The 17,619-nt window shown below is 67.3% G+C and carries 13 protein-coding genes; 7 read left to right on the top strand and 6 right to left on the bottom strand.

Features of this window, described 5'->3' with window-relative positions:
* Positions 1-141: 141 nt before the first annotated feature.
* The 4 genes from dnaA to gyrB all read left to right on the top strand — a co-directional run bounded on the left by dnaA (position 142) and on the right by gyrB (position 6,408).
* Positions 142-1,605: a chromosomal replication initiator protein DnaA gene (gene dnaA, locus Q673_RS22015; protein ID WP_023004800.1), complete on the top strand. Its 1,464-nt coding sequence runs from the start codon at positions 142-144 to the stop codon at positions 1,603-1,605.
* A gap of 102 nt (positions 1,606-1,707) precedes the next feature.
* Positions 1,708-2,811: a DNA polymerase III subunit beta gene (gene dnaN / locus Q673_RS22010; RefSeq protein ID WP_023004799.1), complete on the top strand. Its 1,104-nt coding sequence runs from the start codon at positions 1,708-1,710 to the stop codon at positions 2,809-2,811.
* Between the two features lie 49 nt (positions 2,812-2,860).
* Positions 2,861-3,976 (top strand): DNA replication/repair protein RecF, encoded by a 1,116-nt coding sequence (gene recF, locus Q673_RS22005; protein WP_031217566.1) that lies wholly within the window; start codon positions 2,861-2,863, stop codon positions 3,974-3,976.
* A gap of 11 nt (positions 3,977-3,987) precedes the next feature.
* Positions 3,988-6,408: a DNA topoisomerase (ATP-hydrolyzing) subunit B gene (gyrB, locus tag Q673_RS22000; protein ID WP_023004797.1), complete on the top strand. Its 2,421-nt coding sequence runs from the start codon at positions 3,988-3,990 to the stop codon at positions 6,406-6,408.
* 132 nt (positions 6,409-6,540) lie between these two features.
* On the opposite strand, the gene gmhB is transcribed toward gyrB, so the two are convergent.
* From gmhB to glyQ, 3 genes are all read right to left on the bottom strand, one after another.
* Positions 6,541-7,116, bottom strand: a complete 576-nt coding sequence (gene gmhB / locus Q673_RS21995; protein WP_023004796.1) for a D-glycero-beta-D-manno-heptose 1,7-bisphosphate 7-phosphatase — start codon at positions 7,114-7,116, stop codon at positions 6,541-6,543.
* 293 nt (positions 7,117-7,409) lie between these two features.
* A complete protein-coding gene (glyS, locus tag Q673_RS21990; protein WP_023004795.1) occupies positions 7,410-9,476 on the bottom strand; it encodes a glycine--tRNA ligase subunit beta in 2,067 nt (688 codons plus the stop codon).
* 2 nt (positions 9,477-9,478) lie between these two features.
* Positions 9,479-10,468 (bottom strand): glycine--tRNA ligase subunit alpha, encoded by a 990-nt coding sequence (gene glyQ, locus Q673_RS21985; RefSeq protein ID WP_023004794.1) that lies wholly within the window; start codon positions 10,466-10,468, stop codon positions 9,479-9,481.
* A 98-nt stretch (positions 10,469-10,566) separates the two neighbouring features.
* On the opposite strand from glyQ, the gene rfaD reads away from it, so the two are divergent.
* Both rfaD and waaF read left to right on the top strand, forming a co-directional pair.
* The gene (gene rfaD / locus Q673_RS21980; RefSeq protein ID WP_023004793.1) at positions 10,567-11,523 is read left to right on the top strand and encodes an ADP-glyceromanno-heptose 6-epimerase; all 957 of its coding nucleotides are present in this window, start codon (positions 10,567-10,569) and stop codon (positions 11,521-11,523) included.
* A complete protein-coding gene (waaF, locus tag Q673_RS21975) occupies positions 11,516-12,562 on the top strand; it encodes a lipopolysaccharide heptosyltransferase II (RefSeq protein ID WP_023004792.1) in 1,047 nt (348 codons plus the stop codon). Before rfaD ends, waaF begins: the two co-directional genes overlap by 8 nt.
* 6 nt (positions 12,563-12,568) lie before the next feature.
* Here the strand turns inward: waaF and Q673_RS21970 are convergent, their stop codons facing one another.
* From Q673_RS21970 to Q673_RS21960, 3 genes are all read right to left on the bottom strand, one after another.
* Positions 12,569-14,248: a sulfatase-like hydrolase/transferase gene (locus tag Q673_RS21970; protein ID WP_031217565.1), complete on the bottom strand. Its 1,680-nt coding sequence runs from the start codon at positions 14,246-14,248 to the stop codon at positions 12,569-12,571.
* 71 nt (positions 14,249-14,319) lie between these two features.
* Positions 14,320-15,084, bottom strand: a complete 765-nt coding sequence (locus Q673_RS21965) for a glycosyltransferase family 2 protein (RefSeq protein WP_023004790.1) — start codon at positions 15,082-15,084, stop codon at positions 14,320-14,322.
* Positions 15,060-16,172 carry a glycosyltransferase family 9 protein gene (locus Q673_RS21960; RefSeq protein WP_023004789.1) on the bottom strand — a complete coding sequence of 371 codons (1,113 nt, stop codon included), beginning with the start codon at positions 16,170-16,172 and terminating at the stop codon, positions 15,060-15,062. The genes Q673_RS21965 and Q673_RS21960 overlap by 25 nt, the downstream gene beginning before the upstream one ends.
* A gap of 36 nt (positions 16,173-16,208) precedes the next feature.
* Between Q673_RS21960 and Q673_RS21955 the strand changes: the two genes are divergently transcribed.
* Positions 16,209-17,330 carry a glycosyltransferase family 4 protein gene (locus Q673_RS21955; RefSeq protein ID WP_023004788.1) on the top strand — a complete coding sequence of 374 codons (1,122 nt, stop codon included), beginning with the start codon at positions 16,209-16,211 and terminating at the stop codon, positions 17,328-17,330.
* The last annotated feature ends 289 nt before the right edge of the window (positions 17,331-17,619 follow it).

The following is a 17,619-nucleotide window of genomic DNA, read 5'->3' as shown; positions in this document are numbered from 1 at the left end:
AAGTCCGACAGGCTGCTAGGCTGTCGCCAGGCGGTCGGCCTGTTTTCCACAGCCTGGTGCAGGGGTTGGCGGGGTGTGGATAACAGTGGCGCTGGGCGATACAATGTTCGGCCCTTTTCTCCACAACCATGGTGAGGTCGCGTGTCGCTGGCTCTCTGGCAACAGTGTCTGGATACCCTGCAGGACGAGTTGAGCTCCCAGCAGTTCAATACCTGGGTTCGCCCCCTCCAGGCCGAGGAGGGCGAGGCGGGTGAGCTGTGCCTGCTGGCGCCCAACCGCTTCGTGCGCGACTGGGTCAGCGACAAGTACGCCAAGCGGATCGCCGAGCTGCTGCGCGAGCTATCGCCGGCCCGTCCCCCCAAGGTGGTGCTGAGTGTCGGCAGTCGCCGCAGCGCACCGCGCCCGCAGCCGCGAGAGCTGGGCAATCCGGTATCGGCCGCGCCGCGGCGTCCGGCGGCACCCGCGGTGCACACGCCGCCGCGGGGAGACGTGGCCGACGAGAAGGAGATCTCTCGCCAGGAGGAGGAAGCGCCCCGGCGGCCCGGCGGCGAGCGCCAGGTTCAGGTGGAGGGCAGCCTGAAGCACAACAGCGGCCTCAACCCCAACTTCACCTTCGAGACCTTCGTGGAGGGCAAGTCCAACCAGCTGGCCCGGGCCGCCTCGCGGCAGGTGTCGGAGAATCCCGGTGGTGCCTACAACCCGCTGTTCCTCTACGGCGGGGTCGGCCTGGGCAAGACCCACCTGATGCATGCGGTGGGCAATGCCCTGGCCGGACGTCGAGAGAACGCCCGGGTGGTCTACCTGCACTCCGAGCGCTTCGTGGCCGACATGGTCAAGGCGCTGCAGCTCAACGCCATCAACGACTTCAAGCGCTTCTACCGCAGCGTCGATGCCCTGCTGATCGACGATATCCAGTTCTTCGCCGGCAAGGAGCGCTCCCAGGAGGAGTTCTTCCACACCTTCAATGCCCTGCTCGAGGGCGGGCAGCAGATGATCCTGACCTCCGACCGCTACCCCAAGGAGATCAGCGGCGTGGAGGAGCGCCTCAAGTCGCGCTTCGGCTGGGGCTTGACGGTGGCCATCGAGCCGCCCGAGCTGGAGACCCGGGTGGCGATCCTGATGAAGAAGGCCGACCAGGCCAAGGTCGACCTGCCCCACGACGCCGCCTTCTTCATCGCCCAGAAGATCCGCTCCAACGTGCGCGAGCTGGAGGGGGCCCTGAAGAAGGTGATCGCCGACTCCCACTTCATGGGCAAGCCGATCACCCAGGACTTCATCCGCGAGTCGCTCAAGGACCTGTTGGCCCTGCAGGACAAGCAGGTGGGGGTCGACAACATCCAGCGCACCGTGGCCGAGTACTACAAGATCAAGCTGGCGGACCTGCTCTCCAAGCGCCGCTCGCGCTCCGTGGCCCGTCCGCGCCAGGTGGCCATGGCCCTGGCCAAGGAACTCACCAACCACAGCCTGCCGGAGATCGGTGACGCCTTCGGTGGCCGCGACCACACCACGGTGCTTCACGCCTGCCGCAAGGTGCAGCAGCTGCAGGAGGAGAACGCCGACATCCGCGAGGACTACAAGAACCTGCTGCGGCTGCTGACCAGCTGAGCACGGCCGCCTCCGAGACATCGCCGGCTTGTGGTTTAATGGTCCCATGCTTTCGGCCGGGCCCGCCGGCTGCAACCCTTCAGGACAAGACGTGGAGCCGTCATGAAATTTTCCATCTCCCGCGAGGCGCTGCTGCGGCCGCTGACGCTGGTCGCCGGCGTGGTGGAGCGCCGCCAGACGCTGCCTGTGCTCTCCAACGTGCTGATCCAGGTGGGCCAGGAAGAGCTCGCCCTGACCGGGACCGACCTGGAAGTGGAGCTGATCGGACGCACCGTGGCCAGCCGGGTGGATGAGCCGGGTAGCGTCACCGTGCCGGCCCGCAAGCTGATGGACATCTGCAAGTCGCTGCCCGACCAGGCCGAGCTCCAGTTCTCCCTCGAGGAGGGCAGGGCGGTGCTGCGCAGCGGGCGCTCGCGCTTCACGCTCTCCACCCTGCCGGTGGCGGAGTTCCCCAGCGTCGAGGAGAGCCCGGGCAGCGTCGAGCTCAGCCTCCCGCGTGGCGTGCTCAAGCAGCTGATCGACGCCACCTCCTTTGCCATGGCGCAGCAGGACGTGCGCTACTACCTCAACGGCATGCTGCTGGAGATGCGCGACAACCTGATCCGCGCCGTGGCCACCGACGGCCACCGGCTGGCGGTCTGCTCGCGCCCGGCGGAGCTGCGCATGGAGACGCCCCAGAAGCTGATCGTGCCGCGCAAGGGGATCCTGGAGCTGGTGCGTCTGCTGGACGACGGCGAGGACCCGGTCAGCCTGACCCTGGGTGCCAGCCATATCCGGGCCCACACCGGCGACTTCACCTTCACCTCCAAGCTGGTCGACGGCAAGTTCCCCGACTATGAGCGGGTGGTGCCCCGGGGTGGTGACAAGGTGTTCATCGCCGACCGCGCCAAGCTGCGCCAGGTGCTCTCGCGCACCGCCATCCTCTCCAACGAGAAGTACCGCGGCGTGCGCCTCAACCTCGAGGAGGGCAACCTGCGGGTGATGGCCAACAACCCGGAGCAGGAGGAGGCCGAGGAGAACATCGCCATCGAGTACAGCGGCGGCCCCCTGGAGATCGGCTTCAACGTCGGCTATCTGGTCGATGTGCTCAATGCCCTGGACGAGGATCGCGTGCAGATGACCCTGGCGGACTCCAACAGCAGCGCGCTGATGGAGGAGCCTGGCGGCGGCGATGCCCTCTACGTCGTCATGCCCATGCGCCTGTGACCCATTCCCGAGCGGCCCGGTCGGGCCGCCCCCTGCCTGCCGTGCCCCCATGCCCCTCGATCGCCTCGTTCTCCACGGCCTGAGAAATCTTCAACCTGTTGATTTTGAACCGGTATCCCGGGTAAACCTGATCACCGGCGAGAACGGCAGCGGCAAGACCAGCTTGCTGGAGGGGATCCATATCCTGGGCATGGGACGCTCCTTCCGCACCCGTAACATGCGCCACGTCATCGCCCACGAGGGTGATGAGCTGCTGGTGCATGGGCGGCTGGGGGGCGACCCGCCGATCCCCTTCGGGGTGCGGCGTCGGCGCAGCGAGGACGAGCTGGAGATCCGCCTCGCCGGGGAGCGGGTCGCTCGTCTCGCCAGCCTGGTAGAGACCCTCCCCCTGCAGCTGATCAACCCCGACGCCTTCCGCTTGCTGGAGGGGTCACCTGCCGGGCGGCGCGAGTTCCTCGACTGGGGAGTGTTTCACGTGAAACAGGACTTCCTCGAGGCCTGGCAGCGGGCCCGGCGGGCACTGAAACATCGGAACGCCCTGCTCAGGCATGGTAGAATGTCCGATGCTTCCCTGACGGCCTGGGAACACGAGCTGGTGCACTGGAGCGAGCGCATCGACGCCATGCGTGGCGCCTGGGTCGAGGCCTTCCTGCCGGTGTTCGAGGAGACCCTGGCCGGGCTGCTTCCCCTGGAGGGGCTACGGCTACGCTACACGCGGGGCTGGGACCGGCGACGAAGCCTCGCCGAGGTGCTTCGCCAGGGACGCGATGTCGATCGCCAGATGGGCTTTACCCAGCAGGGGCCACAGCGGGCCGATCTGGCCATTCGCCTCGGCAAGCGCCCCGCCATCGAGGTGCTGTCGCGTGGGCAGCAGAAGCTGGTGGTCAGCGCCATGAAGCTGGCCCAGGGACGGCTACTGGAGGCGAGCACGGGGCGACGCTGCGTCTACCTGATCGACGACCTGCCGGCGGAGCTTGATGCCCCGCATCGACGGCTCTTCTGCCGCTGGCTGGAAAATATGCGCTGCCAGGTGTTCATCACCAGCATCGAGCCCGATGCCCTGGCGGATTTGTGGCGGGCCGATACCCCGCTGGCGATGTTTCACGTGAAACGTTCGGCGGCCGGAAGCGGTGAGCTGCTGCCACGGGAACGAAAGATTTCATGACGGAGCAGTCAATGAGCGAACAGGCCTACGACTCATCGAGCATCAAGGTCCTCAAGGGGCTGGACGCCGTGCGCAAGCGTCCTGGCATGTATATCGGCGACACCGATGACGGCACGGGCCTGCACCACATGGTGTTCGAGCTGGTGGACAACTCCATCGACGAGGCCCTCGCCGGCTACTGCAGCGAGATCCGCGTGGTGATCCATCCCGACGAGTCGGTGACGGTGAGCGACAACGGCCGCGGTATCCCCACCGACATCCACCCGGAGGAGGGCGTCTCCGCCGCCGAGGTGATCATGACGGTGCTGCATGCCGGGGGCAAGTTCGACGACAACTCCTACAAGGTCTCGGGCGGCCTGCACGGGGTCGGTGTCTCGGTGGTCAACGCCCTCTCCGAGGAGCTCCGCCTGACCATCTGGCGCGCCGGCGAGGTGCACGAGCAGCTCTACCGTCACGGCGTGCCCCAGGCGCCGTTGTCGGTGGTCGGCAGGACCGAGAACTCGGGAACCCGGGTGCACTTCCGTCCTTCCCAGGAGACCTTCGCCAATATCGAGTTCCACTACGATATCCTGGCCAAGCGCCTGCGCGAGCTCTCCTTCCTCAATTCCGGCGTGGCGATCCGCCTGATCGACGAGCGCAGCGGCAAGGAGGAGCTGTTCCACTATGAGGGCGGCCTGAAGGCCTTCGTCGACCACCTCAACACCAACAAGACGGTGCTCAACCCGGTGTTCCACTTCAACGCCGAGCGTGAGGATGGCGTCGGGGTAGAGGTGGCGATGCAGTGGAGCGACTCCTTCAACGAGAACATCTTCTGCTACACCAACAACATCCCGCAGCGTGACGGCGGCACTCACCTGGCGGGGTTCCGGGCGGCGCTCACGCGCACCCTGAACGGCTATATCGAGGCGGAGGGGCTGCTCAAGAAGGCCAAGATCAATACCTCCGGCGACGACGCCCGCGAGGGGCTTACCGCGATCGTCTCGGTCAAGGTGCCCGACCCCAAGTTCTCCTCCCAGACCAAGGACAAGCTGGTCTCCTCCGAGGTGAAGACCGCGGTGGAGCAGGAGATGGGGCGGCTGTTCGCCGAGTATCTGGTCGAGAAGCCCAACGAGGCCAAGGCCATCGTCAACAAGATGCTCGACGCCGCCCGGGCCCGGGAGGCGGCGCGCAAGGCGCGGGACATGACCCGTCGCAAGGGAGCGCTGGACATCGCCGGCCTGCCGGGCAAGCTGGCCGACTGCCAGGAGAAGGATCCCAGCCTCTCCGAGCTCTTCCTGGTCGAGGGTGACTCCGCCGGCGGCAGCGCCAAGCAGGGCCGTGACCGCCGCACCCAGGCGATCCTGCCCCTCAAGGGCAAGATCCTCAACGTGGAGAAGGCGCGCTTCGACAAGATGCTCTCCTCGGCGGAGGTGGGCACCCTGATCACCGCCCTGGGCTGCGGCATCGGACGCGAGGAGTTCAACCCCGACAAGCTGCGCTACCACTCCATCATCATCATGACCGACGCCGATGTGGATGGCTCCCACATCCGTACCCTGCTGCTGACCTTCTTCTTCCGCCAGATGTCGCAGCTGATCGAACGTGGCCATGTGTTCATCGCCCAGCCGCCACTCTACAAGGTGAAGCGCGGCAAGCAGGAGCTCTACCTCAAGGACGAGCAGGCGATGACCGACTACCTGACCAGCAGTGCGCTGGACGGGGCTCGCCTCTACGTCAATGCCGATGCCCCGGCGATCAGCGGTTCCCAGCTGGAAACCCTGGTGGAGCAGTACCGCGACGTGATGCGCCGCATCGACCGCCTGTCGCGCGTCTATCCCAACGAGGTGCTGCGCAAGGTCGTTCATGCGGCGCGCCTCGAGGGCGAAGAGAGCCTGCGCGATCGCGTCACCATGCAGAACTGGATCGAGCAGCTGCAGACGGAGATGGACGCCCTGGTGGCCTACGAGGGTGGCCCGCGCTACACCTTCCGCATCGAGGCGGACGACGAGCGTGGCCTCTACCTGCCCGCGGTCACCCTGGCCGCCCATGGCGTCACCACCGATTACGTCTGGGGTCTGGACTTCTTTACCAGCGCCGACTATCGCGCCATGACCGGGCTGGGCGAGACCCTGGATGGCCTGCTGGAGGAGGGCGCCTATATCGCCCGCGGCGAGCGCCAGCGCCCCGTGGCGAGCTTCTACGACGCCCTGGAGTGGTTGATGAGCGAGGCGCAGCGCGGGCTCTCCATCCAGCGCTACAAGGGTCTCGGGGAGATGAACCCGGAGCAGCTCTGGGAGACCACCATGAACCCCGAGACGCGTCGCATGCTGCGGGTCTCCATCGAGGATGCCGTGGCGGCCGACATGATGTTCAATACCCTGATGGGGGACGAGGTCGAACCGCGTCGCGACTTCATCGAACGCAATGCCCTGGTCGCCAATCTCGACGTCTGACGCGCTGTTTCACGTGGAACATTCCTGAACGCCAAGCGCCAAGCAAAAGCCCGCCATCGAAATCGATGGCGGGCTTTTACTTGGTCTGGCACATGACCTAAATCTTCCTGTTGCGCCTTGCGCCTTGTGTCGCTATCGCTGGCGCGCCAGCAGCCAGTCGACGAAGGCGGCCAGGTCGGGGAAGACCCGTGTTTCGCTGCCTTCCGCCAGCAGCTCGGGGTGCTTGGCCAGTGTCCTTTCTCCCTTGCCGCTACGCAGCAGCACCCGCCGGCAGCCCATGGCGTCGCCCGCCTGAAGGTCACGCAGGCTGTCACCGACCATCCAGCTTCCCGCCAGGCCTGTCATGCCGAGTGCCGTGCGGATCTGCTCCAGCAGCCCGGGAAGCGGCTTGCGACAGTCGCAGCCGTCGTCGGGTCCGTGGGGGCAGTAGGCGATATGGGCGATCTCACCGCCAGCTTCGCTGACCAGCCGCTCAAGCTCGTCATGCATCGCGGCCAGGGTCGTCTCGTCGTAGTAGCCCCTCGCGATCCCGGACTGATTGGTGGCGACAGCCACTGCCCACCCGGCGCGGCTCAGGTGGGCGATGGCGTCGATGGCCCCGGGGTAGGGGAGCCACTCGTCGAGGGACTTCACGTAGGCGTCGGAATCCTGGTTGATCACGCCGTCGCGGTCGAGGATCACCAGCCGCTCGGGGGAGGGGGAAGGCATCGTGCTGTGCTCTCCTGGGTCGTGTCGGGGAGGCAGTGTTTCACGTGGAACATCGCCTGCCAAGGGCGGGGAAAGAGGTGACGAATGAAGCTTCGGCCGGATAAGTCGCCGAAGGATAGGCGGTTGGGTATCTGGATACCCTGAGGGCTGGGCGCGTGTGTTCCACGTGAAACATTGCGGCCGCCTACTGGCCAGGGGCTAGGAGCGGTAGATGGCATGTTTCATGTGGAACATCTTCCAGGCATGAAAAAGGCCGGCAGTGGTGGCTGCCGGCCTCGAGTAGTGCCCAGGTGTTACTGGGGCAGCTGGGCGATATCGGCGACCTCGAGGAAGAGGGCGCGAAGCTCGGCCAGCAGCGCCAGGCGGTTGCTGCGCACGGCCGCGTCGTCGGCCATCACCATGACCTCGTCGAAGAAGGTATCCACCGGCTCGCGCAGCGCGGCCAGGGCATCCAGGGCCTCCTGGTAGCGCGCCTGGGCGAACAGCGGCGTGACCACCTCGCGCTGCGCCTTCAAGGCGTCATGCAGTGCCTGCTCGGCGCCTTCCTGCAGCAGCGTGGCGTCGACGGCGCTGCCGATCTCGTCGGCCTGCTTGGCGAGGATGTTGGAGACCCGCTTGTTGGCGGCGGCCAGGGCGGCGGCTTCCTCGCGACCGGCGAAGGCCTGCACGGCACGCAGTCGCCGAGCGAAGTCCAGCGGCCGGGTGACCGGGCGTGAACGGACCGCCAGGTAGGCCTCGGCGGAGATACCCTCGTCCTGCCCCCAGGCGCGGAATCGGTCGAGCATGTAGGTCAGCACCTCCTCCACCAGGCTCTCGGCGTAGGGAAGCTCCTGGTGCTGGGCGGCGGCCAGCTCCAGGAGCTCGCGCAGGTCGAGGTCACGCTCGCCCTTGATCAGGATGTTGAGCACGCCGATGGCTGCCCGGCGCAGGGCGAAGGGGTCCTTGGTGCCGGTGGGGCGCTGGCCGATGCCGAAGATGCCGGTCAGGGTATCGAGGCGGTCCGCCAGCGCCAGCGCCTGGCCGGTGACGCTGCGAGGGATGGCATCACCGGCGAAGCGCGGCAGGTACTGTTCCTCCATGGCCTGGGCGACCTCGGCGGGCTCACCATCCTGGGTGGCGTAGTAACGGCCCATGGTGCCCTGGAGCTCGGGGAACTCGAGCACCATCTCGGTGACCAGGTCGCACTTGGCCAGCTCCGCGGCACGCCGCGCGTGGCCCACCTCGCCACCGATCTGGCCGGCGATGAAGGCGGCGACGGCGGCGCTGCGGTGGGCCTTGTCGGCCAGGGTGCCGAGCTGCTTCTGGAACACCACGCCGGCGAGCTCATCGCTGCGCGAGGCCAGGGTGCGCTTGCGGTCAGTGTCGTAGAAGAAGGCGGCATCGGCGAGGCGCGGACGGATCACCTTCTCGTTGCCTTCGATGACCCGCTGGGGCTCGGCGCTGTCGATGTTGGCGATGGTGATGAACAGCGGCTTGAGGCGGCCGTCGTTGCCCAGCAGGTGGAAGTACTTCTGGTTGGCCTTCATGGAGGAGATCAGGCACTCGGCGGGCACCTCGAGGAAGCGCTCGTCGAAGCTGCCGGTGAGGGCCACGGGCCACTCCACCAGGCCGCTGACCTCTACCAGCAGCTCCTCGTCGATCACGGCCTCGGCCTCCTGCACCTCGGCCTCGGCCAGCACCTGCTCGCGGATACGCTCGCGGCGGCGGTCGCGGTCGGCCAGCACCCAGGCCTGTTCCAGGGCGTCGAGGTAGTCATCGGCATGGGCCAGCTCGATGGCCCCCGGGGCGTGGAAGCGATGCCCGTAGGTGGTCCGCCCGGAGGTGAGGCCTAGCGCCTCGGCCTCGATCACCTGGTCGCCATGCAGCACCACCAGCCAGTGGGCAGGGCGCGAGAACTCGACCCGCGAGGCACCCCAGCGCATGTTCTTGGGCACCGGCAGGCCGGCGATCGCCTTGTGCAGGATGCCGGGCAGCAGGGCGGCGGTAGCCTCCCCCTGCTGCTGCTCGCGATAGCCCAGCCAGGTGCCCTTATCCGTCTCCAGATGGATCAGGTCCTCCACGCCGACGCCGCAGGAGCGCGCGAAGCCTTCGGCGGCCCGGGTCGGCTGGCCATCCTTGAAGGCCGCCGCCAGGGCGGGACCGCGCTTCTCGACCTCGCGGTCGGGCTGCTTGTCGGCCAGTGCCTCGATGCGCACCGCCAGGCGGCGTGGCGTGGCGTAGGCGCGGACCGCGCCATGGCTGACCTCGGCCTCGTCCAGGCCGCGACGCAGGCCATCGGCGAGGGCGTCGGAGAGGGTATCGATGGCGGCGGGAGGAAGCTCCTCGACGCCCAGTTCGACCAGTAGGGTAGTGGCAGCCATGCTCAAGCGTCTCCCTCGTCGGCAAGCAGTTCCTTCCGCAGGGCCTCGGGGGCCAGCGGGAAGCCGGCGGCCTTGCGGGAGTCGTAGTAGGCGTGGGCCACGTCCCGGGCCATGGTGCGCACGCGCAGGATATAGCGCTGACGCTCGGTCACCGAGATGGCGTGGCGGGCGTCGAGCAGGTTGAAGGTGTGGGAGGCCTTGAGCACCTGCTCGTAGGCGGGCAGCGGCAGGTTGGCGGCGAGCAGCCGCGCGCAGTCGCGTTCCTGCTGGTCGAAGGCGCCGAACAGGAAGTCCACGTCGGCATGCTCGAAGTTGTAGGCGGACTGTTCGCGCTCGTTCTGCAGGTAGACGTCACCGTAGGTGACCCTGGAGCCGTCGGGGGCGATGGTCCACACCAGGTCATAGACGCTGTCCACGTCCTGCAGGTACATGGCGATGCGCTCGAGGCCGTAGGTCAGCTCGCCGGTGACCGGGTAGCACTCGATACCCCCGGCCTGCTGGAAGTAGGTGAACTGTGTCACCTCCATGCCGTTGAGCCAGATCTCCCATCCCAGCCCCCAGGCACCCAGGGTGGGGGACTCCCAGTTGTCCTCGACGAAGCGGATGTCGTGGACGAGCGGATCCAGGCCGAGGTGACGGAGCGAGCCCAGGTAGAGCTCCTGGAAGTTGGCGGGAGAGGGCTTCATCACCACCTGGAACTGGTAGTAGTGCTGCAGGCGGTTGGGGTTCTCGCCGTAGCGGCCGTCGGTGGGCCGGCGGGAGGGCTGCACGTAGGCGGAGTTCCAGGTCTCGGGACCGATGGAGCGCAGGAAGGTGGCCGGATGGAAGGTGCCGGCGCCGACCTCCATGTCCAGCGGCTGCAGCACCACGCAGCCCTGTTCGGCCCAGTACTGCTGCAGGGCCAGGATCAGCCCCTGAAAGGTCGAGACGTCGGGAGTCGAGGTCGACGGCGGTATCGCGTCGGCGCTCGACGGGGTTGCCGAGAGAGTCATTGGAGAAAGCACCGTTGGCCATGAATTCACAGGGCGTCAAGTATACAATCACCGGAAGATCGGTTATAGGCGCACGCCCCGAGACAGAGGAATCTCCCATGATCGTAGTGACAGGCGGGGCCGGCTTCATCGGCTCGAATCTGGTCAAGGCCCTCAACCAGCGCGGCCACCGGGACGTGATGGTCGTCGACGACCTGGTGGATGGCACCAAGTTCGTCAACCTGGCCGACTGCACCCTCGGTGACTACCTGGACAAGGCCGACTTCCGCCGTCGGGTGGAGGCGGAACTGCGCGGCGAGCCCGCCCAGCTGCCCGAGATCGAGGCGATCTTCCACGAGGGGGCCTGCTCGGACACCACCGAGTGGGACGGCCGTTTCATGCTCGACAACAACTTCGAGTACTCCAAGGTGCTGCTGCATTTCTGCCAGCGGCGGGGCATCCCCTTCCTCTACGCCTCCTCGGCGGCCACCTACGGCGGCAGCGAGGTGTTCGTGGAGGCGCCCGAGCACGAGAAACCGCTCAACGTCTACGGCTACTCCAAGCTGCTGTTCGACCAGTACGTGCGTGCCCGCTGGGATGAGTTCTCGAGCCAGGTGGTGGGGTTCCGCTACTTCAACGTCTACGGCCCCCGAGAGCAGCACAAGGGCAAGATGGCCAGTGTCGCCTTCCACCACCATACCCAGATCAGCGCCGGCCAGGACGTGCGGCTGTTCGGCGCCTGGGACGGCTATGAGGCGGGCATGCAGAGCCGCGACTTCGTCTACGTGGGCGACGTGGTGGACGTCAACCTGTGGTTCCTCGACCATCCCGAGGCCTCGGGCATCTTCAACCTGGGCAGCGGCCGCGCCGAGCCCTTCAAGGCGATCGGCGAGGCGGTGATCGACTACTACGGCCGCGGCGCCATCGAGTACATCGACTTCCCCGAGGAGCTCAAGGGCCGCTACCAGAGCTATACCCGGGCCGACATCTCGCGCCTGCGCGAGGCGGGCTACGACCGCGAGTTCCGCACCGTCGCCGAGGGCGTGCGTGACTACCTGGAGTGGCTGAATGGCTGAGGCAGGGGCCCCAACGGGCCAACGCATCCTGGTGGTCGGTCCCTCCTGGGTCGGCGACATGGTGATGGCCCAGAGCCTGCTGCTGACGCTCAAGGCGCGCCATCCCGGTTGCACCCTGGCGGTGCTGGCGCCCGGCTGGTCGCTGCCGATTCTCGAGCGCATGCCGGAGGTGGATGAGGCGATCGCCCTGGACGTCAAGCACGGCCAGTTCGGCTGGGCGACGCGGCGCGCCGTGGCCCGCTCGCTGCGCGGGCGCTTCGACCGCGCCGTCGTCCTGCCGCGCTCCTGGAAGTCGGCGCTGGTGCCCTTCCTGGCGGGAATCCCGCACCGGGTCGGTTTCCACGGCGAACAGCGCTATGCGCTGCTCAACGAGCGTCGCCGCCTCGACAAGGGGGTACTCGACCAGACGGTGAAGCGTTTCGTCTCCCTGGGCCTGCCCGCCGATGAGGCGGCCACGGGGCACTTCGCGATTCCCCAGCCCAGGCTCGAGGTGGATGCCGGCAATCAGGCCGAGCTGCGTGAGCGGCTAGGCCTCTCCCCGGGGCCGGCCATCGGCATGATGCCCGGGGCCGAGTACGGACCGGCCAAGCAGTGGCCGTTGGAGCACTTCCACTCCCTGGCCGCGGCCCTGGTGGCCGATGGCTTCGAGGTGCGGGTGCTGGGGGGGCCCAAGGATGCCGAGGCGGGCGATGCCATCGCCGCGGGGCTTTCCGGCGTGCACAACCTGTGCGGCAAGACACGCCTGGCCGATGCCGTGGACCTGCTGGCGGATTGCCAGCAGGTGGTCACCAACGACTCCGGCCTGATGCACGTGGCGGCGGCGGTGGGCACCCGGGTGCAGGCGATCTACGGCTCCTCCTCGCCAGCCTACACGCCGCCCCTGACCGACAACGCCCAGATCCACTACCTGGCCGTGGCGTGCTCGCCCTGCTTCCAGCGCACCTGTCCTTTGGGCCATACCCGCTGCCTCACCGAGATGGCGCCGGAGCGGCTGCAGCGGGCCATCCTCGCGGCGCGGGACACCATCGCCTCGACCTGACGCCCCTCACTGCATGACCGGGCGCGCCTCGTCGGCGCTGTCCTCCGGGGTCTCCACCACCTGTGTCGGCGCCTCGGCGGCCTCCTCACGGCGGCCTTTCGGTACCAGCCCCTCCCACAGCCGCTGCTGCAGCGCCGTCTCCTCGTGCATGCGCGCCGCCAGGTCGGCCAGGCCATGCCGCTCCACCAGGGTGGGCGCCTCGCCCAGCAGCGAGACCCCCAGCCCGGCCTGGCCATCCTCGAGGGTGAAGCCCATCGCCTCGAGGAGGGTCGGGAAGAGGTCGATGGTGGCGGCCTGCCGCCGGGTGCGCTGGCCCGCCTCGATGCCTTCGCCCAGCAGCATGAAGGTGTTGTCGCGCTCGCCGGCGATCAGCTGCTCCCAAGCGGAGACACGCATGGTCAGGTGGTCGCTGGCGATCACCACCAGGGTGTTCTCCAGCAGCCCCTCGCGCTCGAGCCGGTCGATCAGGTCGAAGGCGAGCCAGGCCGAACACTCCACCGAGTAGAGGATATCCTCGCCGTCGAACTCGCCCTGGCGCTCCAGGCAGGCTCTTGCCGGGTAGCCGTTGGGGGCATGCCCGGCCAGGCTCAGGTTGACCACCCCCCAGGGCCCCTCGCCCTCCTCCTCCAGGCGGCGGATCTCCTCGACGGTAAAGTCGTAGAGGCTGTCATCGAAGAGCCCCCAGTCGTTGAGGTACTCCGGGTCCTCGAGGCGGGGCTCGAGCTCCGCCCGGCCCAGGATCCGGTCGAAGCCGTGGTCCTGGTAGAAGATCCCCTTGCCGGCGAAGTCGGTGCTGGCGCCGCCCAGGAAGCTGAGGCGATAGCCCTGGGCCGCCAGCACGTCGCCCAGGCAGCGGATCCCCGGCACCACGCGGCCGAGTGGTTCGAACTGGTTGTCGTGGAGCAGCCCCGCCGGCATCAGCGGGGTACCACACTGGCTGGCGATCATGCCGGCCATGGTCCAGCCGGTATTCTCCAGCTGGCGCACCCCCTCGAAGACATGGCCGCGCCGGCCCAGGGCGTCGAGGAAGGCATAGGCATCACCGAAGCGTTCGCGATCGGCATAGGTACGCTCGATGCTCTCCAGGTAGAGCAGCAGCAGGTTGGGAGGGTCCGCCGGCGCCTGTTCGACCGTGGGGGCCACGTAGCGGCGGTCCAGCCAGGCCCCGTCGTCGGTGACGATGGCAGCGCTGCGCTGCCCCATGCTGTAGAACAGCGGGTTGCTGGCGATCAGCACCAGTGCCAGCAGCCGATCCGCGAGGCGCCAGCGGTGGTCGTGGCGCGCCAGCCAGGTGAAGGCGGCCAGCAGCGCCAGCATCGTCAGGGTATAGAGCGCCGCGGCCAGCAGGCGGCCGCTGCCGCCATGGTCGGAGATGCCGGCCTGCAGGTGGAAGAAGATCGCCCCGATCTCGACGATGCCGAAGCTCTCCGCCAGGTAGACGTAGACCCCCCACAGGCACAGCGGCAAGAGTGACCAGGGCCAGATCCTTTTCGGCGGCCTAGGGCTTGCGGGCTCGCCCCAGCGCAGCAGCCAGGCGAGCCCCAGCCAGGCCCCGGCGATGGGCACCAGGCTCCACGCCGGCAGCACCGCCACGGTGACGATGGCATAGCCAAGGCAGAGCCCGATGGTAAGCAAGGCCCACCAGCGGGGGTGGCGGAGGGGGGCTAGGGAGCCTGGGCGGGGCATGGTCACTTCCGTTGGTATTGGTGCGGACAGCGTAACAGAGGACAAGCACGGTGAATCCGCGACAAGGCAGATTACCCTTGATCGTGAGGGCTGGCCTCCTCGTACAGTTCGTTAAGCTTGGCGTACTTCATGTAGGCATGAAAGGCCGTGGTCATGGCCACGGTAATGCCATCCGCCCCCTGCAGGATGCCGCCCTTGAGTACGAGCTTGCGAAGTGCCGCACTGAGGGCGTGCAGGGCTGGGCGTATCGCCGAGGGACCCACCCCACGCTCCTTCATGGCCCAGGCATCACGGGTGGAGAGCTGGTCGATACGTTGAATCCAGTGGGACAGGCTGTCGTAGGTGAAGTGGCGGATATGGGCGGTGGTATGTTCCGTGCGCGGCGCCTGGACCGAGGAGTGGGCCTTCTTGGGAAGGTAGCCCGAGGTGGTCCGATTGTAGAGTCTGACGACTCGATCCGGGTAGAAACCCGCCGCCTTGATCCAGTGCCGGCCGCAGAAGTTGCGTCGGCGAAAACTGTAGGCCACGGTGGGGTCCGCCAGCGATAGCTCGCGGATGCAACGTATCGCATCCTCGTCGAGCCGTTCATCGGCATCCAGTGCCAGTATCCAGTCATTGCTGGCGCTGGGCACCCCGAACGCCTTCTGGGGGCCGTCGCCGAGATAGGCCTGGTGGAGCACGGTCGCCCCCCTGCTCTCGGCGATCCTGACGGTGTCGTCCTGGCTCAGGGAGTCGACGACGATGACTTCATCGCAGACCTGCCGCAGGGAGTCGATGCACTCGCCGATGCGATCCTGCTCGTTGAGCGTGATCACGATGCCGGTGATGGGGGGCATGGAGATACCTCCTGTGGGGGAAGTGATGGCAGCAGTCTGGCAATCTGACAAGCTGCATCGGCGAGATCGATGCTCGCCATGTCCTGCTCGCCGGCCCCCTCGGGCGGATGGAAGGCCAGCCGGTGCGCCGCGCTGTTGCAGGTCTGCCAGCGCAGCGGGGTGGCAGAGCGCCGCGCAGGATAGAACCCGGCGGTGGCGACATCCAGGCAGCCGGCGATATGCAGCGGACCGGTGGAGCCGGCGATGAACAGCTCCGCCGCGGCCAGCGTGATGGCGAAGTCGGCCAGCCCTTCCCTTGGTGGCAGGTGGTGAACCTCCAAGCAGGCCTCGGCCAGCGGGGCGCGGATCGCCTCGGCGGTTGCCTCCTCACCGGGACCGGCGGTCAGGATCCAGACCGGTCGCGTCGATTCAGGCAGGCGCTCCTCGATGCCCTTGACCAGGGTGACGTAGCGAGCCGGAGAGAGGTTGACCGCCGAGCCACCGCTGCCGCCGTGCAGGAACACCCAGGGGCGAGCCGGATCGATACCAAGCTCCCGGGAGAGGCGTTCTCGCTGCTTGAGCCGTTCTTCTGGCGCCAGGGGCCAGTAGGGTGGCGCCGGCGCGGGCTCCGGTGTCAGCTCGAGCGCCTGGAGTAGCGTCTCGGCGAGCTCCAGGTTGTAGCGGTACTCCGGCTTCTCCGAGCGCGACCTGCGCTGGACCACCCTTCGGTTGTAGAATAGCTGCGCCCACTTGGTGGCGGGGGCCAGGCGCAGCGGGATGCCTGCCCGCCAGCCCAGCCAGCCGATGCGTGGGGTGGAGAAGAGGGTGAGCAGCGCATCGAAGCGTGCCGCCTTCACCTCAGCCAGCAGCTCCCGGTTCGCGGCGCGGCCGGCACCGGAGCCCGGGTCGACCAGTACCCGGTCGATCCAGGGACAGAGGCGAGCCATGGGGGCGGTATAGGCCGGCACCAGCACGCTCACCTGCGGCGTCGGAGTGGCCGCCTTGAGGCGAGCCAGTGCTGGCCAGGCGAGCATGAAGTCGCCAAGCTTGTCGTTGCGCACCACCAGCAGCCGTGGTGAGCCGTCTGCGGCGGCGGAAGTAGCAGTCATGCGGGCTCCCGAGCCCCGATACCGGAAGGAGTGATCGTGTCGCACAGGGTCCTGCACGTCTGTCTCTCCAGCGGCTGGGGCGGACTGGAAATGTATCCGTCACGGATTATACCCGAGCTGGCGCGCCAGGGCTGGCAGGCATACGGGCTGGCGCTGGCGGGCTCAAGGGTTGCCAGCAGCCTGAGGGAGGTTGGCCTCGAACCTCTGGTCGTATCCTCGAAAGGACGTGCCTTGCTGGCCTTGCCGCGTCTGCTGCGCTATCTGAAGGAGCATGATATCGGGGTGATCCACTGCCACAAGTCCAGTGACCTGCGCCTGGGGGCGCTGCTGGTCAGCCTGCGGCCCTCCCTGCGCCTCTTCTTCACCGACCATATGGGCGTCACTCGCCCCAAGAAGGACCCCTATCACCGTTGGGCTTATGGCAAGGTCACCCGCATCTTCTCGATCAGCGAGGCGACCCGGGCCCGCAACCTTGCGGCCTTTCCTCTTCCTCCAGAGCGCATCCATCGTCTCTATCTGGGTATCGATCCGGCCCCCTATGCGCCCAGTCTCGACGGCGGGGCGCGTCTTGCGCTGCGCCGGGAGCTGGGCGTGACCGATGGCGCTGTGGCCATCGGCCTGCCTGGCCGGCTGACACCGGGCAAGGGACAGTGCGTCTGGCTCGAGGCTTTGGCTCGGCTGAGCGAGACGCACCCCGGTATCGCTTGGCACGGAGTGCTGATTGGCGGCGTGATGGCCGCGGAGGGCAGCAATGAAGAGTACGTGGCCGAGCTTCGCCAGCGCGTGGTCGCGTTGGGTCTCGAACCGCGTATCACCTTCGCTGGCTTTCGACGTGACCTCCCGAGGCTGTTCGAGGCGCTGGATATCGTCTGTGTGCCCTCGCGGAACGAGGCCTTCGGGCTTACCGTGATTGAGGCCATGGCCGCCGGCAAGGCAGTCGTGGGCAGCGATAGCGGGGCGATCCCCGAGCTGTTGGATGCCGAGACGGGTCGCCTGGCGGCGCCCGATGACCCACAGCCCTGGTCCGATGCCTTGGCGGAGCTGGCCGCGGACGCCGAGCTGCGCTCAATCCTGGGGAATGCCGCCCGGAATCGAGTGCTCAACGACTTTACCTTGAAAGCCCATGTAGCATGCCTAGTCGAAGAGTATTCAACCTAAGGAGTCGCGGCCTTGGGCTGTGGCAGGGATGCATCTTTTTGTCAGTAGGCTGGGGGCCGGCTTTGCCAAGACTCCAAAAGGAGTGGACATGATAGTATCTATACGCGCTTTCGGGCGCTTTTGTCGTATCTGAGGACCTGACTACCGTGTGGCATCCCGTCGATCATGGGGCGCACCCTTCGCCCTGGCATTCTCTGCAGGCGCTCTGGTGGCTGGGACTAGGCTCGACTATGTCGTCAAATGGAACCCGCGCGGCTCGGCCACGGCGGATCAGGATACCTGGTTGGCT

The sequence above is a fragment of the Halomonas sp. PBN3 genome (assembly GCF_000475415.1).
Lineage (GTDB): Bacteria > Pseudomonadota > Gammaproteobacteria > Pseudomonadales > Halomonadaceae > Halomonas > Halomonas shengliensis.
This window is presented reverse-complemented; position numbering and strand designations above follow the sequence as displayed.